The sequence below is a fragment of the Alistipes sp. genome (genome assembly GCF_020026455.1).
Classification (GTDB): domain Bacteria; phylum Bacteroidota; class Bacteroidia; order Bacteroidales; family Rikenellaceae; genus Alistipes.
Genome location: NZ_JAHHQJ010000001.1, coordinates 166,177 through 189,572, shown reverse-complemented (window position 1 = coordinate 189,572; position 23,396 = coordinate 166,177). Strand labels below are relative to the sequence as shown.

Annotated in this window: 14 protein-coding genes; 4 read left to right on the top strand and 10 right to left on the bottom strand. The window is 59.9% G+C overall.

From position 1 onward, the window contains the following. Nucleotides 1–9: 9 nt before the first annotated feature. The 3 genes from QZ460_RS00720 to QZ460_RS00710 form a co-directional block, all read right to left on the bottom strand. Nucleotides 10–2,058, bottom strand: coding sequence for a family 20 glycosylhydrolase (locus QZ460_RS00720; protein ID WP_290539667.1), 2,049 nt, complete (start codon nt 2,056–2,058; stop codon nt 10–12). Between the two features lie 9 nt (nt 2,059–2,067). After that, nucleotides 2,068–3,369, bottom strand: a complete 1,302-nt coding sequence (locus QZ460_RS00715) for an MFS transporter (protein WP_290539666.1) — start codon at nt 3,367–3,369, stop codon at nt 2,068–2,070. A 548-nt stretch (nt 3,370–3,917) separates the two neighbouring features. Further along, nucleotides 3,918–5,915 (bottom strand): dihydrofolate reductase, encoded by a 1,998-nt coding sequence (locus QZ460_RS00710; protein ID WP_290539665.1) that lies wholly within the window; start codon nt 5,913–5,915, stop codon nt 3,918–3,920. Nucleotides 5,916–6,314: 399 nt separating this feature from the next. Between QZ460_RS00710 and panC the strand changes: the two genes are divergently transcribed. The 4 genes from panC to QZ460_RS00690 all read left to right on the top strand — a co-directional run bounded on the left by panC (nt 6,315) and on the right by QZ460_RS00690 (nt 11,260). Continuing rightward, entirely contained in the window at nt 6,315–7,154 is an 840-nt protein-coding gene (panC, locus tag QZ460_RS00705) for a pantoate--beta-alanine ligase (protein WP_290539664.1), read from the top strand. Next, nucleotides 7,151–7,510 (top strand): aspartate 1-decarboxylase, encoded by a 360-nt coding sequence (panD, locus tag QZ460_RS00700; protein WP_290539663.1) that lies wholly within the window; start codon nt 7,151–7,153, stop codon nt 7,508–7,510. Before panC ends, panD begins: the two co-directional genes overlap by 4 nt. 324 nt (nt 7,511–7,834) lie before the next feature. Continuing rightward, nucleotides 7,835–8,347: a DUF456 domain-containing protein gene (locus QZ460_RS00695; protein WP_290539662.1), complete on the top strand. Its 513-nt coding sequence runs from the start codon at nt 7,835–7,837 to the stop codon at nt 8,345–8,347. 12 nt (nt 8,348–8,359) lie between these two features. Continuing rightward, nucleotides 8,360–11,260, top strand: a complete 2,901-nt coding sequence (locus tag QZ460_RS00690; protein WP_290539661.1) for an insulinase family protein — start codon at nt 8,360–8,362, stop codon at nt 11,258–11,260. 965 nt (nt 11,261–12,225) lie between these two features. Here QZ460_RS00690 and QZ460_RS00685 read toward each other — a convergent pair. The 7 genes from QZ460_RS00685 to mfd form a co-directional block, all read right to left on the bottom strand. After that, on the bottom strand, nt 12,226–14,256 hold the full coding sequence (locus QZ460_RS00685) for a peptidylprolyl isomerase (RefSeq protein ID WP_290539660.1): 2,031 nt from the start codon (nt 14,254–14,256) through the stop codon (nt 12,226–12,228). Between the two features lie 161 nt (nt 14,257–14,417). After that, nucleotides 14,418–15,680 (bottom strand): hemolysin family protein, encoded by a 1,263-nt coding sequence (locus QZ460_RS00680; RefSeq protein WP_290539659.1) that lies wholly within the window; start codon nt 15,678–15,680, stop codon nt 14,418–14,420. Between the two features lie 5 nt (nt 15,681–15,685). Then, complete coding sequence (lptC, locus tag QZ460_RS00675; RefSeq protein ID WP_290539658.1) at nt 15,686–16,537, bottom strand: LPS export ABC transporter periplasmic protein LptC; 852 nt, start codon at nt 16,535–16,537, stop codon at nt 15,686–15,688. A 36-nt stretch (nt 16,538–16,573) separates the two neighbouring features. Next, a complete protein-coding gene (locus QZ460_RS00670; RefSeq protein ID WP_290539657.1) occupies nt 16,574–17,911 on the bottom strand; it encodes an enzyme of heme biosynthesis in 1,338 nt (445 codons plus the stop codon). Nucleotides 17,912–17,961: 50 nt separating this feature from the next. Then, nucleotides 17,962–19,344, bottom strand: a complete 1,383-nt coding sequence (locus QZ460_RS00665; protein WP_290539656.1) for a hypothetical protein — start codon at nt 19,342–19,344, stop codon at nt 17,962–17,964. After that, on the bottom strand, nt 19,319–20,059 hold the full coding sequence (locus QZ460_RS00660; protein ID WP_290539655.1) for a type III pantothenate kinase: 741 nt from the start codon (nt 20,057–20,059) through the stop codon (nt 19,319–19,321). The genes QZ460_RS00665 and QZ460_RS00660 overlap by 26 nt, the downstream gene beginning before the upstream one ends. Next, entirely contained in the window at nt 20,056–23,394 is a 3,339-nt protein-coding gene (gene mfd, locus QZ460_RS00655; RefSeq protein WP_290539654.1) for a transcription-repair coupling factor, read from the bottom strand. The genes QZ460_RS00660 and mfd overlap by 4 nt, the downstream gene beginning before the upstream one ends. Nucleotides 23,395–23,396 lie beyond the last annotated feature (2 nt).

The window sequence follows — 23,396 nt, the reverse complement described above, 5'->3', positions numbered from 1 at the left end:
TCGGTAAATTTAGTTGATAATAATTTCATCGGTAAAAAGCCAGCTTCCCGGCCGACCGTTGGATACGGCCCGGTAGCGGACGTAACGGGTCTCGGCCGAGCCCTGCCAGCCGAAAGCACGGTATTCGGGACGCTCGGCCTCTTCCGGGTAGTCGTTCCCGACCGTGCACAGGCTGCGGAAGGTCTGCCCGTCGTCCGAAATCTCGATCTCCACCCGCGAAGGCAGCCAGATCCACGCCGAATGCCACTGGATGAAGTCGGCCACGACCGACCGGATCGGACGGACCGATCCCAGGTCGAGCGTCAGCTCCATGTCGCTCTCCAGAAATCCCTGCCAGCGCTCCTTGTAGCTCCAGGAGCCGCGCACGCCGTCGACAAGCGCCGCCGCCCCGTCAGCCGGGTAGGAGGCATGCCAGGGGGTGGCATAGGCAACCCGACAGCCGACGGCCAGGTGTCGGGCCGGAGCTGACGCTTCCGGGCGCTCGCCGAATTCGGAGGTCAGGTCGAACGTATGGTATCCTCGCTGGCGGGCCGACGCGTTGCGGATCAGGGCCCGTCGGTGGAAATCCGGGTAATTCCGGCTCCCGGCAGGGCTCCAGGCGACCTCCGCCAGGGCATACAGGCGCGGGTAAAGCATGTATTCGGCCTGCTCCGGGGTGGAGATATACTCGGTCCAGAGATTTGCCTGCACGCCCAGCACCAATTCACGGCCCGGCATATCGGCCGGAGCGGGATCGTAGCCATAGACTTTCGACAGGGGAAGGTAGCCCGAGAAGGCCTGCGGCTCGGTCATCGGGTTATCCTGATAACCGTCAAAATAGCAATAGGCCCCCGGCGTCATCACCACCGGATGTCCCAAGGCTGCAGCTCGGCGGCCGCCCTCCTCGCCGCGCCACGACATGACGGCGGCCCCGGGGGTCAGCCCCCCGTCGAGAATCTCGTCCCATCCGATCAATTTGCGCCCGTGCGCATTCAGAAAACGATCGATACGCCCCACGGCATAGGACTGCAATTCGTCGAGCGTCCGCAGCCCTTCGCGCTTCATGCGCCACCTGCACTTCGGGCAGGTGGCCCACGCCTGTTTCGAAGCCTCGTCGCCCCCGATATGGATGTATTCCGAAGGGAAGAGTTCCATCACCTCGGTCAGCACGTTTTCGAGAAACTCGAACGTCTGCTCGTTGCCGATACAGAAATCGCCGTTCGCAGCGGGATGCCCCGGGCAGGACAACTCCGGATAGACTGCCAGCACCTCCTCCGAATGGGCCGGCAGCTCGATCTCGGGGACAACCGTGATATGCAGCGAATCGGCGCAGGCGAGGACTTCGCGGATGTCGGACTTCGTATAATAGCCTCCCGAAGCATTCGGATCGTCGAAACGGCAATAACGCCCGCCCTGATTGCGCCACTCGCGCCAGGTCGCGCCATGACGCCACGCCGCGACCTGGGTAAGCAGCGGATAACGGTCGATCTCCACACGCCATCCGGCTCCGTCGGTCAGATGCCAATGCAGGCGGTTGAGTTTCAGGGAGGCCATCATCCGGAGCTGCTTTTTGACAAACTCCTTGTCGAAGAAATGGCGCGAAACGTCCAGGTGTAGTCCCCGCCATGAAAAACGGGGTTCATCGGTTATCTGCAGCCCCGGGAGACGCTCCCCGTATTGATGCTGCAGCTGCAGAAGGGTCTGGAGACCGTAGAACAGTCCGGGAACACCCCGGGAGCGCAGATCGACACCCGACGAACCGACCGTCAGGCAATAGCCCTCCTCCGAGGCGGGAAGCGTCGCGGCATCCCCGAGGCTTAACCGGAGGTAATGTGTCCGAGAATCGTCCGCGTCGGTCCGAAGCGGAAGCGGCGAGGCCAGCAGAAAGTCCGAGAGGGGGCGCGCCACGGAATCCGGAAGGTCGGCGGCAAGGGTCAGCGGCGTGGTCAGGTCGAGCGTCCCGGAACCGGGCTCCACCGACACCGGACAGGGGATCACAGCCGGCAAATCCGGCGTCCGGCAGCAGGACATGCCGCAAACTGTCAGCAGGAAAAGGACCGAAATACGTTGCAGAAACATGGCGTTCACTTATTGGACGTCGTTGGGTTTGCGGTCGTCATAGGTAAAGGGCACCAGCTTGGTGATCACAAACGCCGGAACGGTGGCCAGCATGACCGCGATGAAGAAGATCCGGTAGCTCATCAGATCGCTCAAGAAACCCGAAGCCATGCCTGTCACCATCACCGAGAGGTTCATGATGCCCGAAGCGAAGGCGTAGTGTGCCATCTGGTGAGGTCCCGGGGCCACCTGCTGCATCATGAACAGCGTAAGGCCCACGAAGCCGAAGCCGTAGCCGAAGTACTCCACGACGATGCCGCCGCCCACGAGCCACATGTTCGAAGGCTGGAACCAGGCCAGCAGTGCGTAAACCGCGAACGGAAGGTTGAAGATGCAGCACAAGGTGAAAAGCGTGCGCCGCAGGCCCCGACGGGCGATGTAGTAGCCCGCCAGGAGCGATCCCAGCAGGAAGGCCCCCGCACCGAACGTACCGTAGTAAAGTCCGATTTGCTGGTTCGTGAGCCCCAGACCGCCCGAGGCCGTGTCGGCCTTAAGGAACAGCGGCACGATCTTCATCACGAAGCCCTCGCCCAGGCGGTAGAGGATGATGAAGGCGATATAATACCAGATATGTTTCTTCGTGAAAAACGCTCCGATGACCTCGCGCAGACCCGAAAGGCCCTCCCGCAGCGAGTGACCTCCGGCTGCGGAGCCCTCCGAAGGAAGCGCCCGGCTATGGTAAAGCCCCAAAGCGATGAGCGTGGCGCACAGGATCGACAGGACGACCGTCCACGCACGCACGGAGGCGTCGTAAGCAGCCGCACCGTCCGCCGTGAAGCCCTCCCAGAGCCACCCGGCAAACCACACCAGGCCGCCCGTGGCGACCAGTTTCGCAAGATTGTAGAACGCACCCTGCCAACCGATATATTTCGCCTGGGAGGCGGGCGAGAGTTCCGACATGTAGACACCGTCGGCCGCGATGTCGTGCGTAGCCCCGCTGAAAGCGACAACGGCAAAGACCGCAACACTAACGGCGAAGAAGATCGGCAGGTGCAGCGACAGCGCCGCAACGCCGAACAGGATGCCGCTCAGCAACTGGGTCCCCACGACCCAGAATTTCTTTGTGCGGTAAAGTTCCAGAAAAGGGCTCCACAGGAACTTGATTGTCCAGGGCCACATGATCAAAGAGGTCCAGAATGCGATCTGAGCGTCCGAAATGCCCAGATCCTTGTACAGGACCGCGGAGACCATATTCAGAACGACAAACGGCAGGCCCATAGCGAAATACAAACTCGGGACCCAGCGGAGGGGGGAACGTAATTTATCCGTCATCGGGTTTTACATTTTTTTGAAATACGGAATGTGGAATGCAAAAATTTCATATCATACTGGCGGTCGTGCCCGGGAGTCCCACTTTTTGCAGGAGAACCCGTTGGCGAAACGGAAGCAACAGACGACGCGCGACGGGCAAAAAACCATCATATAGCTTAATATCAACACATTAAGGCATCCAGTCCGTTGGTGTCCAATTTTCACATGCACAACCCGAATGCAATATTCGCAAAATATCCCGACATCTGCAAACAGATTGCAGGGAATTTAGCCAACGAGCACGGAAATTTAGCACTTAAGGCGTTTTTTCCGGCACCGCCAAGCGGCACCGGGCAGGACGTGCGCGGAAGGCGGCGAGCAGGAGCAAGCCGGGCGGACGGCAGCGGGCGGAACGAGTGGCGGAGCGGGGCACAGGACGTCGCAGATGATTGCAGGTTATTGCAGCAGACAAAGCCCCGACGCAATCCGGCCCGGAGCGGGGAATACGATGGCGTATCTCCCGTCCGGGCCGGACAAGACAGGGGCAGGATGCCCGCGAAAATCAAGCGCTAATTGACATTGGGCAGGAACGAATAATTCTTCGCATAGCCGAGCATCTGGGCCACGTAGTCGGCCGGATAGGAGATCTTCACGTCGACGACCTTGCCGTCCTGCTCCACCAGTTCGTATTCGGGATTGACAAAACCGCCGTAGGGCTCGATGTGGAGCGCCTGGTAGCGGTCGCGGACCTCACGATGCAACTCGGGATCGACCGTGATGGCATACTGCTCGACCAGCGCCTTGCCGGCTTCGTAGTCACCCTCGGACTTGATGCGCTGCACCTCGCGGAGCATCTGCCCGAACAGCTCGCGCAGTTTGCCGAAGTCGTTGACCACGGCGTAGGTCTTGCCGTTCTCCTTCACCAGTTCGATCACCTTGTCGGCCTTGCCGCGCTCGTAGCACCACTCGCAGATCAGCTTGCGGTTGCGCATGTGCGACTCCTCGACGTTTTTGCCCGGCTCGATGCGCGCCAGCTGGGTCATCATGCCGTTGAGGACATACTTGGCATAACCCGCCTTGGCAACGTCGAATGAGGGTGTCAGCCCCAGTTCGACCAGTTTCGGATCGCCCAGGTAGTAAAGCCCGAACAGGTCGGCCCGGGCCTCTTCGAGCGTCGAGCCGTAGCTCTTCAGCTCACCGCCCTTGACCCCGGGAGCCAGTTGTCCCGAGCCGTGCCCCAGGCACTCGTGCAGATCGGTGTGCAGGTCGTCGGCCAGCTTGCCGTAGCGGTCCATCCGCTCGCGGTCCTCGGCGCGGAGCACGAACTCCTCGTTGAAACCGTTGCCGTGGGCGGCCATGTCGTAGGCACAGGTGATGTTGTCGATGGTGACCGATTTCGAGCCGTATTCCTTGCGGATCCAGTCGGCATTGGGCAGGTTGATGCCGATGGGCGTCGCGGGATAGCAGTCGCCGCCGAGCATCGCCACGGTGATGACCTTGGCCGATACTCCCTTCACGACCGGCTTGCGGAAGGATTCGGCCACGGGCGAATGGTCTTCGAACCACTGCGCATTGTCGGAGATCACCTCCGTACGGTGGCAAGCCTCCTTGTCCATGAAGTTGACGTTGGCCTCCCACGAAGCCTTGCGCCCCAGCGGATCGCCGTAGTCCTCGATGAAGCCGTTGACGAAATCGACGTTCGAAACCGTATCCTTCACCCAACCGATGTTATAGCGGTCGAACGCTTTCAGATCGCCCGTCCTGTAATAGTCGACCAGCGCCCCGATGTTGGTCTTCTGCAGTTCGGAGGCCACGTCCCGGGCCTTTTCGAGCCAGTAGACGATGCGCTCGATGGCCGGCGAGTACATGCCGCCCAGCTTCCAGACCCGCTCGAAGATGCGTCCCGTCTCATCCTTCACCAGCTGCGAGTTCAGGCCGTAGGAGGCCGGCTCGGGATTGCCCGCATCGGCGGCCGCCATGTCGCCATAGAAGCGCTCGGCCTCGGCCTGGCTCACGTTGCGGTAGTAGTTGCTCGACGAGGTGAGCAGCAGGTCGTCACCCGCCTTCTGATTGAGCTTCGTCGGGTAGAGCGCCGGATCGAAGATCGCCCGGCAGACGTCGCCGCGCAGCGAATTCAGTGGACCGAACTTATCCTCGGGGATCGTCTCGATGACGTCAAGCAGGTAGCCTTCGCTGAATTCGGGCACGAACTTGTCGTTCGAATAGTGGTGGTGGATGCCGTTGGCGAACCACACCTTCTTGAGGTATTTCTCCAACGCCTTCCACTCGGAGGTCGTGCGGTCGCCCTTATAGTGCTCGTAAACCGTCTCCAGCGTACGGCGCACGGGAAGATTTGCCGGGCAGTTCTGGTCGAAAAGAATATCGCGGCCGCATTTGGCAGCCTCGGAAAGGTAATAGATCAGCTCCTTCTCTTCGAGCGGCAGGCTCTCGAAGCCGGGAACTTCGTAACGGATGACCTTGATGTCGTCGAAACGGTCGACGATCCACGGCGCCTCGCCGCCGGGGCCGTTGCCGCACGAGGTCAGTGCGAAAATGGGAAATGTCATGGATGCAAGGATTAAAGGCCTTTTCATAATAGTATAAAATTAATTCGTCAAAAACGGTGCAAATCGGACCGCGGAGCCGCATCGCAGCGCAGGAAAGCGGACGTTGCGAAGGTCCTGCCGCCGGGCGGCTCGCCCGAGTGCGGGTCCGGGCCGTGCTGGCAGGGATCTGGCAGCCGGAGCATGCGCCCCGATTCGGAGTCCGATCCGGACGGCGGCGGGTTTCCGGCAAAAACGGCCGTTACCGGTCAGGATGCAGGCACGCCCAACAGTCCATATCGCTTACAAAGATAGCACAAACCTTTCGGAATAGCCTGCGGAGCTTTCATAATTTTTCATTTTTCACTTTCCAATCTTAATTATCTTTTCTACCTTTGCCCCGCAACTCGTTTCAAAAAAGAGATGAAAGTATTTACAAGCGTCAAGGAACTCCGCGCCGAACTGGACCGGACGGAACAGTCGGGAATCGGCTTCGTACCCACGATGGGCGCCCTGCATGCAGGGCACCGCTCGCTCGTGGAGCGTGCCCGCAGGGAGAACGACACGGTCGTCGTGAGCGTCTTCGTGAACCCCACGCAATTCAACGACAAGAATGACCTGCGGCACTATCCCCGCACCCCGGAGGCCGACCGGCAGCTGCTGGAAGAGGCCGGAGCGGATTTTGTGCTGATGCCTTCGGTCGAAGAGATATATCCCGAAGAAGACACCCGGATTTTCGACTTCGGACAGATCGACAAGGTGATGGAGGGCGCAACGCGTCCCGGACACTTCAACGGCGTGGCGCAGGTCGTCAGCCGCCTGTTCGATATCGTGCGCCCGGCACGCGCCTACTTCGGAGAGAAGGATTTCCAGCAGATCGCCGTGATCAAGGCGATGGTGGCTCAGTTGAAGCTGCCGGTGGAGATCGTCGAATGCGCCATCGTCCGCGGAGAGGACGGATTGGCCCTCTCGTCGCGCAACACGCTGCTCGACGAGGCGCACCGCGCCGCTGCGCCGCACATCTACGCCACGCTGCGCAAGGCCGTGGAGAAGGCACACGAAATGGCCCCTGCCGAGCTGAAGGCCTGGGTCACGACCGAAGTGGAGCGCAACCCGCTGCTCAAGGTCATCTACTACCAGTCGGTCGACGCGCTGACGATGCAGGAGGTAGCCGCATGGAGCGACTCGGAACGCATACAGGGTTGCATCGCCGTACAGGCCGGGGAGATCCGTTTAATCGATAATATCCGTATTCGACCATGAAATTCCAGATTGAAGTCATCAAATCGAAGATTCACCGCGTAACGGTCACACAGGCCGACCTGAACTACGTGGGAAGCATCACCATCGACGAGGCGCTCATGGAAGCGGCCAATGTGATCGAAGGCGAGAAGGTCCAGATCATGGACATCAACAACGGAGAGCGTTTCGAAACCTACACGATCAAGGGCGAGCGCGGCAGCGGCTGCGTGTGTCTGAACGGCGCCGCGGCACGCAAGGTGCAGGTGGGCGACGTAATCATCATCGCATCCTATGCGCTGATGGATTTCGAGGACGCCAAGCAATTCCGCCCGTGGATCATCTTCCCCGACACGGCGACCAACCGGCTCGTGGAATAATCCCCCGGCAGAGCGGCGGCGCAGAGAGGCGCGGCGCGCATGGCCGGCAGAGCAATAGCACAGCGGCCCGGCGCACAGGAACCCTGGCGCAGCAGCAAGGAGGTGCGAGAAGCACAGTAATGCGGCTTAGCGACGCAGTGATACAAAGAGGTGCGGCGGCAGACCGTCACGACACAAAATCTCCCCGAAAAGGGAGATTTTTTCGTTTAATCCGTTATCTTTGCCGTAGATAATCCCTCTGCAAAGGCCGAGCCCCCGGCCGGTCCGGACAGATTCGCCCGGATCGCCGCCCGGATCCGCCGCCGCAGGGTAAAACTCGCTTCGATGGACATAACCCTCTCCATAGCAGCTTTCGTGCTCTCGATACTGGGCATCATCGGCTGCATCGTACCGGCCCTGCCGGGCGTGGTACTGAGCTACGCCGGACTTCTATGCGCCTGGTTCACCTCCTACTCCCAGATGAGCTCCGGGGCGATTTGGCTGTGGCTCGCCGTGGCCGTGGCCGTGAGCGCCGCCGACTATTTCCTGCCCGCATGGATGACACGGCGCTTCGGAGGATCCCGTTCGGGGGCCATCGGGGCCACCGCAGGCGTCTTCGCCGGGTTCTTCCTCTTCCCCCCTGTGGGCATCATCCTCGGTCCGTTCGCGGGGGCCGTGCTGGGCGAACTGATCAACGACAGGAACGATGTCCCGAAGGCTTTCCTCGTGGGATTCGGTTCGTTCCTCGCCTTCGTCGTCGGAACGGGTGTCAAGCTCGCCGCATCGGCGGGCATGCTGATCCATGTCACGGCCGACACCTACCCCGCTATTCGGGACTGGTTCTTAACCACTTTCTAAAACATAACACACATGAAAAGATTGCTACTGCTAACTGCAGCCATCCTCGCGATGCTCGCTTCGTCCTGTTCCGGATACAAGTACGAAACGGTGTCGGGCGATCCGCTTAAAACCCGGATTTATACCCTTCCCAACGGGCTGAAAGTCTACATGAGCGTCATGAAGGAGCAGCCACGCATCCAGACGGCCATCGCCGTGCGGGTCGGCGGCAAGAACGACCCTGCCGAAACGACCGGACTGGCCCACTACTTCGAACACCTGATGTTCAAGGGAACCGAAAAGTTCGGAACGTCCGACTACGCCGCCGAGAAACCCCTGCTCGACGAAATCGAACGACTCTTCGAGATCTACCGCAGAACCGGGGACGAAGCCGAGCGCGCGGCGATCTACCACCGCATCGACTCGATAAGCTACGAGGCGTCGAAGATCGCAATCCCCAACGAATACGACAAGCTGATGACAGCCATCGGCGCCAATGGAACCAATGCCTTCACGTCGCAGGACATGACCGTTTACGTCGAAGACATCCCTTCGAACCAGATCGACAACTGGGCGAAAATTCAGGCCGACCGCTTTCTGAATCCCGTGATCCGGGGTTTCCACACCGAGCTGGAGACCATCTACGAAGAGAAAAACATGTCGCTGACGCAGGACAACCGCAAAATCGGGGAGGCGATGGACGCCGCGCTCTTCCCCCACCATCCCTACGGCACGCAAACCGTGCTGGGAACGCAGGAGAGCCTCAAGAATCCGTCGATCACCAATGTCAAGAACTACCACAGGACCTACTACGTGCCCAACAACATGGCCGTCTGCGTCTCGGGGGACTTCGACCCCGACGAGATGATCGCAACGATCGACAAGTACTTCGGCGGCATGCAGCCCAACCCCGACCTGCCGAAGCTGGAATTCAAACCCGAAGAGCCGATCACAACCCCGGTGGTGAGGGAGGTCTATGGTCCCGAAGCCGAGCGCGTCATGCTGGGTTGGCGGCTGCCGGCCACAACGGCCCCCTCGACCGATGTGGCGGACATCGTCGGCTCGATCCTCTACAACGGGCAGGCCGGACTGATCGACCTCGACCTGAATCAGCAGCAGAAGGTGCTCTCGGCATACGCCTTTACCTCGTCGCAGCCCGACTACGGCACGTTCTTCATGGCGGGAAGCCCGAAGGCCGGGCAGTCGCTCGACGAAGTGCGCGACCTGCTGCTGGAGGAAGCGGCGAAGATTCGCACCGGAGCCTTCGACGAAGGGCTGATCGCGGCTTCGGTCAACAACTACAAGATGCAGATGATGAACGAGGCTGATGCATACGACCGGCGCACCATGCTCTTCGTCTACTCGTTCATCTACGGCAGAGAGTGGGCCGACGAGGTCGGCAGGCTGGAGCGCATGGAGAAGATCACCAAGCAGGATGTGGTGGACTGGGCCAACAAGTACCTCGGACCCGAAAGCTACGCCATCGTCTACAAACGCGAGGGCAAGGATCCCGGCGAGCAGAAGATCACAGCCCCGAAGATCACGCCCATAGCCACCAACCGCAATGCGCAGAGCGCCTTCCTGAGCGAAATACAGAACAGCGTGGTGAAACCCATCGAACCGGTGTTCGTGGATTACAAAACGGAGATGTCACAATTCGAAGCCCGCAAGGGAATCGACGTCCTTTACAAGAAAAACGAATCGAACGACATCTTCACGCTCTCCTATGTGTTCGACACGGGCACGGAGAACGATCCGGCGCTCAATCTGGCCTTCGACTACCTGGGCTATCTCGGTTCCGGGTCGCTGACGGCCGAGCAGATCGCCTCGAAGATGTACGCCATAGCATGTTCGTTCGGGATGCAGGCAACGGCCTCCTCGTGCCGCATCACGATCGAGGGACTGGGTGAGAATATGACCGAGGCCATGGAAATCGTCGGGGAGTTGCTGAACAACCCCGAGCCCGACGAGGAGATTCTCGCCAACCTCAAGGCCGACATGATCAAAAGCCGCGCCGACGCAAAACTCAACCAGGGCCGCTGTTTCGGAGCCTTGCAGAACTACATGGTCTACGGGCCCGACTTCATCAGCCGCACGACGCTCACCAATCCGGCACTCGAAGCGATGAGTTCCGAAATGCTGCTGGCGAAGATCGCCGATCTGATGGGCAAGCAACACAAGGTATTGTACTACGGCCCGCAATCGGAGCAGGAGGTGAAGGAAGCGCTGGCCATGCACCACAAAACGCCGGAAGCCCTTCTGCCGCTCGAGAAGAAGCACCTGCAAATGCTGCCCACGGACGAAAGCAAGGTGCTGATGGCACAATACGGAGCCAAGCAGCTCTACTACATGCAATATTCGAATCTCGGCAAGCAGTTCGACGTCGCGGCCGACCCCGAGATCACGCTCTACAACGAATATTTCGGCGGAGGCATGAACTCGATAGTCTTCCAGGAGATGCGCGAGGCCCGCGGCCTGGCCTACTCCGCGCAGGCCAGCATCATACAGCCGAGCTACGCCGACACGAACTACAGCTACATCGCCTTCATCGCCACACAGAACGACAAGATGCGGATGGCTGTTGAAGCCTTCGACGAAATCATCAACAACATGCCCGAATCAGAGGCCGCATTCAAAATCGCCAAAGAGGGCTTGATCTCGCGTCTGCGCACCGACCGCACGGTGAAGGAACAGGTGCTGTGGAGTTTCCTCAGGCTGCGCGACCTGGGTCTTGAGGAGGACCGCGACAAGCGGATTTTCGAGAAGGTGCAGGCGATGACGTTTGCCGACGTGAAGGCCGCACAGGAGAAGTGGGTCAAGAACCGCAGATACGTCTACAGCATCCTGGGCGACATTCAGGATCTCGACCTCAACTACCTCAAGACACTCGGGCCGATCCGGACCGTTTCGCTGGAGGAGATATTCGGGTATTAACCCGCCCCAAAGGGGCCTTGCAGCCCCTCCCGCCTTCGCGGGATGGGGGGGGGCTGAGGACTGAGGGCTGCAGAAAGCGCCAGTCGCAGATAAGCAGCAGATTTGAAACAGGCCCTGTGCATGGATTTCAGGCTCCCCGGCCTGAGCAAGCAGAATTCGACGGAGTTGCGCTACCAAGCCGCAACCCCGTCGAATTGCTTTACGGAGGTATCCACCCGATCGGATTTCAACAGCCTTGCGCCTTCGTGCAGACTGCAGCGGGTTCATCCGATTGGATTTCAACGGCCCTGCGCCTTCGGGCAGACTGCAGTGGGTCCATCCGATTGGGGGTCATCGGACTTGCACCTTCGTGCAGACTGTAGCGGTTCCATCAGATTCGGTGACATCGAAAAAGGTTGTGCGATGAAAAGCTCATTTCGCCTGTCCAGTCCGCCCCGGGGACCGGACCTCCTTACAAAATCCGACCCTCCCTCAAGAAAAACCCGTGGTCATACGGGCGTTGCACCTCCCAAGTCCCCATTGTCGCCGTCGCTGTCAGGGCGACGGGAAGTCTGGGACAGACTCGGGAAAATCGCCTTGTCAACGGCCTCATTCGGATGGAGTATGCGGATGGTCGGCGGCAGGTTGGTGCGGATGGAGATCGAATCAACGATCCCGGACCGGCGGAAAAGCGCGCACAGCAGATAGCCACATCACTGCTCCCCGGCAAAAGACCGGATGGCCGGCGCGAGGATCGGCGGTCGGTGCAGATGTCGGCGGCAGGTCGGTGCGGGTGTCGGCGACAGGTCGGAGCAGATGGGATGTTTACATTATGCTCCGGGGCCTTGCCCGAGATATACAAATACAAATAGAGTTGTAACTTAAAAAGTTACAACTCTATTTGTAGCACCGGACGGCACCGGAGTGCCTCCCCCCCCTTCTTACGGTCCCGCGGGTGCGCAGGGATCGGAAGCAAAAGCAGTCGGTTAGAAGTACTTGCCGCGCAGGTCCTGAATCTTGGCCATCTGCTGGATAGCCGGAACGGCGAACTGCTGGGCCATACCCTCGGCCATGGCCTGGGCACGGACCTTCTCTCCTTCGGAGGTCTGCTTCTCGTCGGTCTTGATGTCCTCAACCTCGAAAACATAGACACCCGAAAGGCCCTTCACGGGAGCCGACAGGGCGCCCTTCTCGGCCGACGCGATGGAGCCGACCAGACGAGGCTCCATGCCCACGCCATTTACATAGAACGAGCCGAAAGTCACGTCGGAGAAGTCTTCCACCTCCGAGCCGAGGCTTGCAGCCTGCTCGGCGAGGGTCGAGCCCGAAAGGTTCTTGACGATATAATCGTATTTCTTGTCGCGCAGAAGCTGCGAACGGATCTGCGCCGAGACCTTGTCCAGCGGAGCATATTCGTTGTCGTCAATCTCGGTCAGCGTAGCGATCACGTAGTCCTTGCCCACGTTGAAGATCGCCGAAAGTTCGCCTTCCTCGGCACCATAGGCCCAGCGAGCCACCTCGCGCGAATCCTCAAGGCCGCGGATCGTACGGTCACCCTGGGCGATCACGGCCACGCGGGGCGTCACGGCTGCCGTCGAAGCGGCATCAGCGAATGCAGCGGCCGAACCCTTGGCGTTGACCATGAACGAACCGGCCTGGTTGTGCACGTCGCGGCGCGTGGCGGACGAAGCCTCCACGGGATAGGTGATCGTGGCCACCTGCACGTGCTTCGAAGGTTTGTCGGCGCGGTACACCTGCATCAGCTGGATGGCATCGCCCGAAGCGACCTTCACGATGTCGCCCTGTCTGGCGTTGGCCAAAGCGGCGGCAAACTCACCCGAGAAGGCCGAGAAAGGCAGCACGCCCACATCACCGCCGTTGGCGGCCGTAGCGTCGTAAACCGAATAGCGCGAAGCGGTCTGTGCGAAATCACCTCCCTGCTTCAGCACCGTCAGCAGGCTGTCGGCAAGCGCCTCCTGCGTATAGGGCAGCACGATGTGGCGTACACCCACCGAGTCGGGAACAATCTTCGAATCGAGCACGCGCGCCATCGTCCACTCGTTGTTCTTCAGCACGGGACCGTACATTTCGCCCGCCATCAGCATCTTGGCCTCCTCATCGGAAAGCTGTGCGGCGGAAACGTAGCTGTCGGCGATCTTGCCGTTGCGGTTGGCGCGGACGAAAGTCTTCACCTCCTCGGCGGCGGCGAACTCCCGGCCGACTTCCGCCACACTCTTCTCGAGGGCCAGCAGGTCGTCGTCCGTGGGGGACACCTCGAACACGACATACGAAATCGTACGCGACGGAGCCTGCTTGAACTGGTTCTTATGGCTGTTGTAGTAAGACTTCACGTCTCCCGACGAGATCTTGACGAGTGAATCGGGAACGGACGAGAACTTCTTGCCGGCCCACTTGCCCGAGAAAGACTTGTTGGCAGCCTCGACTCCGCGGGCAACCTCCAGCGAATTGACGTAAACGCCGCCCTTCACCAGCCCAAAATACTTCTGTACCTCGCGCTCCAGGCGGGCCTGCTCGTTGAGCTGGGCCCAGGCGTGAGCCGCCTCGGGATTGGTCTCGGCCTGCGTGAGGAACTGGCTGATGGCCGCAACGTTATACTCTCCCGTGCGGGGATCGGCAAACGCGTTGTAGAAAGCCTGCGAGGGGTGCTCGCCGCTGACCATTGCCAGGCGCTCCGGCTCGGTGACGCAAAGGCCCATCCGGTCGAAGCCGGGCGTCAGCACATGCTTGGCGATCAACGCCTGCCAGGCGGCATTGGCCAGCATGGCCGACTGCTGCTCGCCGCTCTCCTGCACGTTGTTCTGCGTCTTGATCTGCTCATACTGGTCGTAGTACTCCGAATAGTTGATCTTCTCGCCGTCGATCACGCCGACACGCGGGTCGTTGCCCGAGAAGCCCATTTCTGTCTTCAGAGAGAGGATGAATGCCAAGAGGGCCAGTGCGATGATGATCGAAAGCACGATGCCGAACTTGGTTCGTAAAGTGTTTAAACTTGCCATATAAATTGTTAATTATTCGTATTGTTTCGAATTATCAGCCAAAGATAGTAAAAATTAATTGGAAAAAGAACAGAATAAAAGTAAAAATATACGATCGCTCGACCGCCCTGATCCCCGCCGAAACGGGAATTTACACCAAACGGGGCGGAAGCTGCCCGGCATTACAATTTCTTCACCCGCGCCAGTTCGATGCGCGAACGCGTCGTCCGGAGGATCCGCAATTGCAGACTGCCGATGAAAACCGTCTCCCCGGCCGTGGGAATGCCCTCGTAATTGAAGATGATGAAACCGGCCAGCGTGTCGTACTCCTTGCTCTCCTCGATACCGAGGTTGTACTTTTCATTCAGATATTTCACCTCCAGGCGGCACGAGAAAACATACTCGTCGGGACCGACCTGCTTTTCGGTCAGGTCCGGGATGTCGTGCTCGTCCTCGATCTCGCCGAAAATCTGCTCCAGGACGTCTTCGAGCGAAATGACCCCCGCCGTGCCGCCGAATTCGTCGATCACGACGGCAATGTTCGAACGGTGCTTGATGAAATTCTCCAGCATCAGCTGCAAGGGCATGGTCTCGGGCACGAAATTGACCTCCATCATCACGTCGGCAATCTGCCGGGGCCGCGTGAAGAGGCTTTTCGAATTGACATAGCCCACGATGTTGTCGATCGACTTGCTCCAGACGAAGATACGCGAATATTTCGAGTCGACGAAACGCGCCGTGAGCTGCTCGATCGTGGTGTCGTCGATGTCCACGGCCTCGATGTCCACACGCGGAACCATGCAGTCCCGGACACGCAGGTCGGCGAAATCCAGTGCGTTCTGGAAGAGTTTCAGCTCGTTGTCCGGCTCCGAATGGGGCTCGGGGCTGTTCGTGTCGAGCAGCGCCGCGAGGTCCTCGCGGTCGAAACTCGGGGTGATGTCCCGTTCCTCGACACGGCGCCCCAGAAGGAACAGAATCCCGTGGGAGAGCAGCGTCGTGAAACGTGCCACCGGGTAGAGGACGATGTAGAAAAAATAGATCACCGGCGCCAGCACGCGGTAATAGAAATTGGGGTTGTTCCGGAAAATCGACTTGGGAAGAAACTCGGCGAAGAAGATGATCATGAGCGTCGAAACGGCGGTATCCACAGCCACCGAGCCGCTCCGGGCAAGCTCCTCCCAGCCCAGCAGCGCGTAGATGCTGCGCAGAAACAGCGACATCGACAGCGAGTAGACAACCAGCGCGATGTTGTTGCCCACGAGGATCGTGGTGATATACTGGCCCGGATGGCGGGCGAAAACCTCGGCAATGCGATCGAACATGCGGTTCTGCTTGCGGTCGAGTTCCAACTTGAGACGGTTCTTGCTCGTAAAGGCAATCTCCATTCCCGAGAAGAAAGCCGACAGCAGCAACATGACGACGATCAGGACAACGGTGGTAAGCATCGCATTCAGTTTTTGAGGTTGGGTTCGGCCAAGAGCTGTTCCTCCCGCGGAATCGGGCGCGGCTCCTCCCGGAGGTCGCCCGAAATTTTCAGAGGCTGGCGAAGATTCGCGCCTTCGGGACCTGCGGGATTTTCGGCCCACTGTCCAGCCCTCCCGGCGGAACTTCCCCGCGCCGGAACGGCCGCAGGCGCTTCAGTCCGTCTCCCGGATTCGGATGCCCGGGCGGCTGATCGGCGGCCGGAGGGCTCCGCAACCGGACGCACGGCCGTGGAATCCGTGGCCGCGGAGTCGGCTCTCTGCTTCATCTCGACCTCCATGCGCCCCTTCATCCGGCGGAAACGCCAGTCCTTGAACTCTTCGTCCGATTCGAAGCCTTCGCCAATGAAGACATCTCGTCCGTCGTTCTGCACGATTTTCGAATCGACGTTCGAATAGATTTTCTTGGTCTGCGCATTCCAAAACAACTGCTGGGTGTAGAGGGTTTTGCCGTCGGATTTCTCGACGACGACGTTGCCCTTGGCCTCCCACAGTTCGCGGTTCTCGTAATAGATGCCGTAGTTGGCCGTCAGCACGGCGTCCACCTTAGTCAGCGAATCGTTCTGGTAGGTAGTGATTTTCAGACCCTTGCGAAATTCACGGTAGGGTTCGCGGGCCAGCGAATAACCTTCGAGCAGCGGCGCGGTGAAATGGTACGACCGGCGGCCGTTTTGCGACATCACGACCGAAAGATCCTCGACATATACGGTCATCATCGTCTCCTCGGAAGCCGTGCTTCGGTCCGCATCCCCGTCCGCACACGAGAATAGCAAGATAGCACTCCCCATCACGGAGAGTGCTACCCTGATCGTTCTTGTCATGCGTTTTCCCATCGGAAACCTCTCGGGAGCGTGGTTTTAGCGGGGACGGACAACCGTGGTGATACCGGCGGCCGTTCCGCAGGTCACCGTATAGTGCGCGCCCTCCTGCAACTCGTTGAAGAAGCACTCCTCTGAGCTGGGGAAAACCGAACGGAACTTGCCGAGGGAACTCTTGGCATGCTCCATGTACTCCGAGTCGGACGGGAGCAGTTCGACGGCCTTGGACATCGTATCGTAAGCAGCCCAATAGGTTGCCAGACCGGCGAAACCGCCGCACGAAGCAGCCGACGAAGCATAGCACTGTGCCAAGATGAAGTAGGGCACACCGTCCTCGGGATTCAGATCGCGGGCCTGACGCGCAGCAGCGGCAGCGCTCTGGATGTCGTTGGAAACGAGGCCCACCAGTCCGATGCGCACAAGCAGCTTCTGACGCTCGGCGGGGTCTTTCTCGACATCCAGCGCCTCGTTCAGGTAGGTCTTGGCCTTTGCGTAGTCCTTCTTGTTCTGGAAGGCCTGGGCCAGGAACATCGCCGTCTCCGACGAAGGCTTCACCTGGTAGTATTTCTCGGCGATCGTGAAGTAGAAATCACCGTCGCACTTGGCCTGCGACATCAGCCCCACGGCCTGTGCCAGCAGCGCCTCGTCATCGGGAGCGGCGGCCAGCTTGCTCTTGAAGAGTTTTTCGAGGTTCTCGCAACTTGCGGCTCCGCTCAAGCCGAAGGCAGCGTCGAACTGGCTCTTGTACTCGGCGGCAGCGGGGTTCTTCTCGAAGAGCGGCGTCAGACGGTCGTACTCGGCGATGATCTCGTCGGGCATCACCTCGTCGGTATTCCGGTAGTCGTCGCAGAGATTCGAGAAATAGGCCACGACGGTCTCGGGATCGGTGTTGTCGCCTCCGGCCTCGATGGCTGCGCGGAATGCTTCGCGGATACCCTTGCGGTCGGCGGGTTTGTACATCAGGTATTCACGGGCCTTGCGGTCGAGGATATAGGGCGAGCCGTATTTGGGGTGGTTGCCGAAGTACTCGTTGCGCAGGTCGTAGACGATCATCAGCGAATCGGTGTACGAATCCTTCTCAGCGACGCTCTTGGCACGGGCGATCTTGTTCTTATAAAGCGTGATACCGCGCACGAAGGTATTTTGCGAAGCCTTCGGGCATTTGTCGAGCAGCTCCTTGAGGTAGTGCGCGGCAGCGTTGTAATCCTTGTTGTCGAGCGACTCCTTGAGGAAATTGCTGTTCAGAATGTTCTGCTCCCGCTCCTGAGGAGTCTCTCCCCAGACCGCGTACCTCGGATCACTGAAATCTTGCTGTGCCATCGCTGCGACAGCAAAAAACGCACACGCAGCAGAAAGCAGGAATTTAACTTTTTTCATCGGTCAGATTAATTTTGAGTTTCTATCGTTATTGTTGCTTACCTGTCACATCAATCGAACTTGGAACGCATGAACCAATATTCGCCGTTCTCCATCTGTCCCGCGAAGAGCGAGAAGCCGATCGCAAACTTGAAATACTGCTGCCGGACCAGCCCCAGACGGTCGGCGATGTTGTAACCGCGCCGGCCGTACTCGATCCCGATGTCGATGGCCGAAAAGGCGCCACGCCGAACCGGAATGCCGATGCCCGCCGTCACGGCGTACTGCGAGAGCTTGTCCCCGTTGAAGGACTGGTTATGGCTCCCGTAACGGAAGCCCGCACGGTAGGACCAGCGTTTCAGGAAGCGGCGCGCATCGTAACGGTTCGGGGTATATTCCACACCCATCTTGATCGTGCTCGTATTGGTATAGGAGACCTTGTACTCGGTCCGGTTCTCCCCGCTGCCGCTGGTGCCCGTCATTTCGTAGCCCGAGTTGCGGCCACCCCAGTTCTGGAAAACATAATCCATGCCGACACCCCACTTGCCGTTCTGATAATAGGCTCCAAGGGCCAGCTGGCGGGGCAGCACCAGTTTCAGGTGCTTCGTATCGCCCTTGACAACCGTGTTGTACAGGTCGCCGATATAGAGTTTTTTCGTCACCTCCGGGTTCAGGTCGCCGCCGAAGTCGTAGGTTGCACCGAGGGTCAGGATACGCTTCGTGTTCAGAATCGCGTTCCACTGCACGCCGATCTGCCCCTTGATGCTCGAAATGCTGTAATTGTCCTGGCCCATCGTCGAGGTGAAGGTCCCTTCGCCCGAAATGGCGGTCGGGGTCATCACGAACGTACGGTCGATATCGCCCCAGTAATACTGGGCGGCGATGCCCACCGAAAAGTTCTTGAACGGCTCCCAGCCCAGACCGACCTTGACCTCCGTCACGTCGCCATCGCCCTGGTAGTTGTACTGGATATTGCCGACGTTGGCATAGATGGGGTCCTCGGGGTCGTATTCGTGGTAATACTTGGTTCTGTAGCCCACCGAACTGTAGGGCGTGAGGCTGAAGCCGAGGCCCAACCGCTTCGCCAGCGGCATCTGGAAGGCGATGTCGTGAAAGTTGAACGTGTTGTAGGCCGTCCGCTTCCCGACGCCGTCGACCGTCTGGGCGTTGTAGTAGTTCTGACCCTCCAACCCGAAGTTGAAGAGGAACGTCTTCTGCGGAGCCGCACTGTAAGCCGCGGGGTTGAGCAGGTTGACCGTGCTCACCGAACGCATGGCAACACCCACACCCCCCATCGAGCGCATCTGCAGCGTACCGGGGGTATTCTGTTCGCCGATGCCGTACATCGTATAGGGCGAGAATGCGTTAATACTGCTTGTCTGGGCCGAAACGGCAATAGGAAATATCGCTGCAGCCGCGACAACCAGCTTAATCAAGGTATTCTTCACTTGCATTATACTCTAAAATTCGATCCAATCCGCAAAAGACCAGATTACAATTTGCAAATATCGTGTTTTTAATTCTTTTCGCAAAGTATTTCGCGTCCCCGCCGGTAAAAATTACGCATAAATCGTCAAATTTTTTCTCCATCCGGGCCATATAACCCTCGATTTCGAACGTCAGCGAGTTCATCACCCCCAGGCGGACGGCCGCTTCGGTGGTGAGCCCCTGCAACTCCCCGCTTTCGGTCGGACCGCACAGCGGCAGTTTGGCCGTATAGTCGTGGAGCGCCCGAAAACGGGTATTCATCCCCGGCGAAATGCACCCGCCGCGGAACGTGTTGTCGGCCGTCACCAGGTCGAACGTGACGGCCGTGCCGAAGTCGACGATCAGCACGTTGCGCCCCGGATACAGCACCGTGGCGCCCACGGCAGCAGCCAGCCGGTCGCGGCCCAGCGTCTCGGGCGTGCGGTAGGCATTGACAATCGGCACGCAAGTCTGCGGCGTGAATTCCAGCAGGTAATCCGCATGGGATCCGACCGTTGCCATCACCTCTTCCGCATCGCCTCGTGTCGAACAAACCACGGCTCTGGCGGCCCTGCGGCCCCCCAGCAGTTCGCCGAGCATCGACGGGTGCAAGCGCTCCACGCAACGCTGGGCAACGATCCGTCCGCCGTCGGTAACGGCCAGTTTGACAAGGGTATTGCCTATGTCTACGATCAGATTCAAAGCTGCTGCAACGTTTTGTACGCGTCCTCCACGTCTTTGACATTCCTAACGGTCATAGCCAACCGATTATTGTTTTGCTTGAGCACAAATCGGTCGGGCCGCTGCGTAACCCGCTGCAACAGGGTCATGAAGACCTCGCTCTTGTAGAAGGGAGAGTTCTCCTCGCCCACGAAATGAACGATCATCAGCCCGTTCTTGACCTTCACGCGCTCCATGCCCAGGCGGATGGCCTCCCAGCGCAGGCGCACGACGTTCAACAACTCCTTCGCGGCGCGAGGCAGGGGACCGAAACGGTCCGCAAGGCGGCTCTCGAAGGCCTGCAGCGCCTCCTCGTCCTTCGTCGAGTCGAGTTCGCGGTAGAGCTTCAGACGCTCAGCCTGCTGCGAAACGTAGGTATCGGGAAGGCCCGCCTCGACCTCGATGTCGATGTGCGCGTCGTCGATGAAATGCAGGTGCTCCACGACCTCCTGCTCCCCGTCGCTCAAGCCCGGGACATGGAGTCCCTCGGCACGCAATTCGGCCACCGCTTCGTTCATGATCTTCTGGTAGGTCTCGAAGCCGATGTCGGCGATGAAGCCGCTCTGCTCGGCCCCCAGCAGGTTGCCCGCGCCGCGGATGTCGAGGTCCTGCATGGCGATGTTGAACCCCGAACCCAGGTCGGAGAACTCCTCGATGGCCCGCAGACGCCGGCGCGCGTCGGACGACAGCAGTTCGTCGGGCGGCGAAAGCAGGTAGCAGTAGCCCTTCTGGTTCGAACGCCCCACGCGCCCGCGAAGCTGGTGCAGGTCGCTCAGACCGAAGTTCTGGGCGTTGTTGACGATGATCGTATTGGCGTTGGGGATGTCGATGCCGCTCTCGACGATGGTCGTCGACACCAGCACGTCGAATTCCCCGTAGATGAAGTCCATGATGAGTTTCTCCAACTGCTCGGCGGGCATCTTGCCGTGCCCGATGCCCACGCGGGCCTTCGGGCAGAGGCGCGTGATCAGCCCCTGGAGCGTCGGAAGCTCCTCGACGCGGTTGTGGACGAAATAGACCTGGCCACCGCGGGAGAGTTCCACCTCGACGGCGTCGCGGATGACCTCCTCCGAGAAGACGTGCGACTCGGTGAGGATCGGCTGACGGTTGGGCGGCGGGGTCGAGATGACGGACAAATCCCGCGAACCCATCAGCGAGAACTGCAGCGTGCGCGGAATCGGCGTGGCGGTGAGCGTCAGCGTATCGACCGAGACGCTCATCTGGGTGAGTTTCTCCTTGGCGGCGACGCCGAATTTCTGCTCCTCGTCGATGATCAGCAGCCCCAGGTCGCGGAACACGATCTGCTTGCCCAGCATCTTGTGCGTGCCGATCAGGATGTCGATCCGGCCCGTCGCAAGCTCCTCGCGGATCCGGTTGACCTCCTTCGTGGATTTGGTGCGGTTGATATACTCCACCCGCACCGGGAAGTCGCGCAATCGCTCGGTGAAGGAGCGGTAGTGCTGCAAGGCGAGGATCGTTGTGGGAACCAGCACGGCGACCTGCTTGCCGTCGACGGCGGCCTTGAATGCCGCGCGGATCGCCACCTCGGTCTTCCCGAAGCCCACGTCGCCGCACACCAGACGGTCCATCGGCTGGTCCGACTCCATGTCCTTCTTGATGGCCGCCGTGGCCGACTGCTGGTCGGGGGTGTCCTCCCAGCGGAACGAGGCCTCCAGTTCGTGTTGCAGGTAGCTGTCGCGCGAGAAGGCATATCCCTTCGAGGCCTTGCGTTTGGCGTAGAGGGCGATCAGTTCGCGCGAAATATCCTTGACGGCCTTCTTGGTGGCATTCTTCAGCTTCTGCCAAGCGCCGTTGCCCAGCTTGTAGATCTTCGGCGGCTCGCCGTCGCCCGACTTGTAGCGCGAAATGCGGTGGAGCGAATGGACGTTGACAAACAGCACGTCGCCGTCCTTATAGACCAGCTTGATCGCCTCCTGCATGCGTCCGTCGCCCGCGGCGATCTTCACCAGCCCGTCGAAACGCCCCACGCCGTGATCGATATGCACCACGTAGTCGCCCGGGCGCAGCTGGTTCAGCTCGGCGACGGTCATCTGCTCGTCGCGCCGGATCTCGCCGTTGATGCGGTAGCGCTGGTAGCGGTCGAAAATCTGGTGGTCGGTATAGAGGCACAGTTTCAGGTCATTATCCACAAAACCCTCGTGCAGGGTCATCGACAGCGACCGCACGACGGCCTGCCCGCGGCCGATCTGGTGGAAAATATTTTCGAGACGCTCGACCTGCGCCTTGTTCTCCGAAAGTATATAGGTATTGTAACCCCGCAGTGCGTTGCGGATCATGTCGTCGGCCAGCATCTCGAAATTCTTGTTGAATTTCGGCTGGGGTGCCGTCGCAAACCGCACCGCGGACACGGCAGGCCGCTCGGGAAGATTGTCGCGCAGCAGGAAAAGCCGGCTCCCGGAAAGGTCGGCCAGCAGCGAGTTGCGGCTCGTCAGCAGCGAGTCGATCCGGTCGGGCTGCTCCAGGTCGGCGAGCGTCTTGCGGCGGATGTCGTTGACCCTCCGCAGCACGAAATCGGCATCGTAGAACCACCAGGAGGTATCCGCTCCCGCAAACTGCGCGAAGGAGATCCTGGCCGCGGCCGAAACCCCGACATTGAGGTCGGGAATGATCTCCACGCCCTCCAGCTTGTCCGACGACAGCTGGCTCGAAATGTTGAACCGCCGTATCGAGTCAACCTCGTCGCCGAAGAAATCCAGTCGGTAGGGTTTGCTCTCCGAGAAGGAGAAGACATCGACGATACCGCCGCGCACCGAATATTGGCCGGGCTCGTAGACGAAATCGACACGCGTGAAGGCCGCATCGACGAGCGCCTGCTCCAGCACCTCGATCGAAATCCGGTCGCCGACCTTCACGGGGATCGTCTCCCGCTGCAGGACCTCGGCATCGGCGACCCGTTCGGCCAGCGCCTCGGGGCAGGTGCAGACCACCAGGTAGCCCTTCCCCGAGAAATTCCGCACGGCGTGCATCGTCGCCGTACGCTGCACCACGCCCTGCGGATCCTCGGCGCCATAGGCCGCCGAACGCTTCCAGGACGAGGGAAAGAAGTAAACCTGCCGTTCGTCCAGCAGGTTGTAGAAGTCGTTCAGGAGGTAGGCTGCGGCGTCACGGTCCTCGGCGACGAAGACATGCACACCCCCCGATTCGGCCACAGCCGCCGCCGCATAAAACGACAAAGCACCGCCGACCAGCTCTTCGAGGTGGACGGTAGCACTCCTGTCTTTATATTCGCGGCACAGTTTGCCGAGGGACTTCGACCCGGCGGCGAACTGAGCCAACTGCTCGCGGGCGGTTGCCATAT

What these genes read in the sequence shown, in the direction of transcription:
- QZ460_RS00720 (WP_290539667.1), bottom strand. Translation starts at nt 2,058, where the DNA reads ATGTTTCTGCAACGTATTTCGGTCCTTTTCCTGCTGACAGTTTGCGGC.
- QZ460_RS00715 (WP_290539666.1), bottom strand. Translation starts at nt 3,369, where the DNA reads ATGACGGATAAATTACGTTCCCCCCTCCGCTGGGTCCCGAGTTTGTAT.
- QZ460_RS00710 (WP_290539665.1), bottom strand. Translation starts at nt 5,915, where the DNA reads ATGACATTTCCCATTTTCGCACTGACCTCGTGCGGCAACGGCCCCGGC.
- panC (WP_290539664.1), top strand. Translation starts at nt 6,315, where the DNA reads ATGAAAGTATTTACAAGCGTCAAGGAACTCCGCGCCGAACTGGACCGG.
- panD (WP_290539663.1), top strand. Translation starts at nt 7,151, where the DNA reads ATGAAATTCCAGATTGAAGTCATCAAATCGAAGATTCACCGCGTAACG.
- QZ460_RS00695 (WP_290539662.1), top strand. Translation starts at nt 7,835, where the DNA reads ATGGACATAACCCTCTCCATAGCAGCTTTCGTGCTCTCGATACTGGGC.
- QZ460_RS00690 (WP_290539661.1), top strand. Translation starts at nt 8,360, where the DNA reads ATGAAAAGATTGCTACTGCTAACTGCAGCCATCCTCGCGATGCTCGCT.
- QZ460_RS00685 (WP_290539660.1), bottom strand. Translation starts at nt 14,256, where the DNA reads ATGGCAAGTTTAAACACTTTACGAACCAAGTTCGGCATCGTGCTTTCG.
- QZ460_RS00680 (WP_290539659.1), bottom strand. Translation starts at nt 15,680, where the DNA reads ATGCTTACCACCGTTGTCCTGATCGTCGTCATGTTGCTGCTGTCGGCT.
- lptC (WP_290539658.1), bottom strand. Translation starts at nt 16,537, where the DNA reads ATGACAAGAACGATCAGGGTAGCACTCTCCGTGATGGGGAGTGCTATC.
- QZ460_RS00670 (WP_290539657.1), bottom strand. Translation starts at nt 17,911, where the DNA reads ATGAAAAAAGTTAAATTCCTGCTTTCTGCTGCGTGTGCGTTTTTTGCT.
- QZ460_RS00665 (WP_290539656.1), bottom strand. Translation starts at nt 19,344, where the DNA reads ATGCAAGTGAAGAATACCTTGATTAAGCTGGTTGTCGCGGCTGCAGCG.
- mfd (WP_290539654.1), bottom strand. Translation starts at nt 23,394, where the DNA reads ATGGCAACCGCCCGCGAGCAGTTGGCTCAGTTCGCCGCCGGGTCGAAG.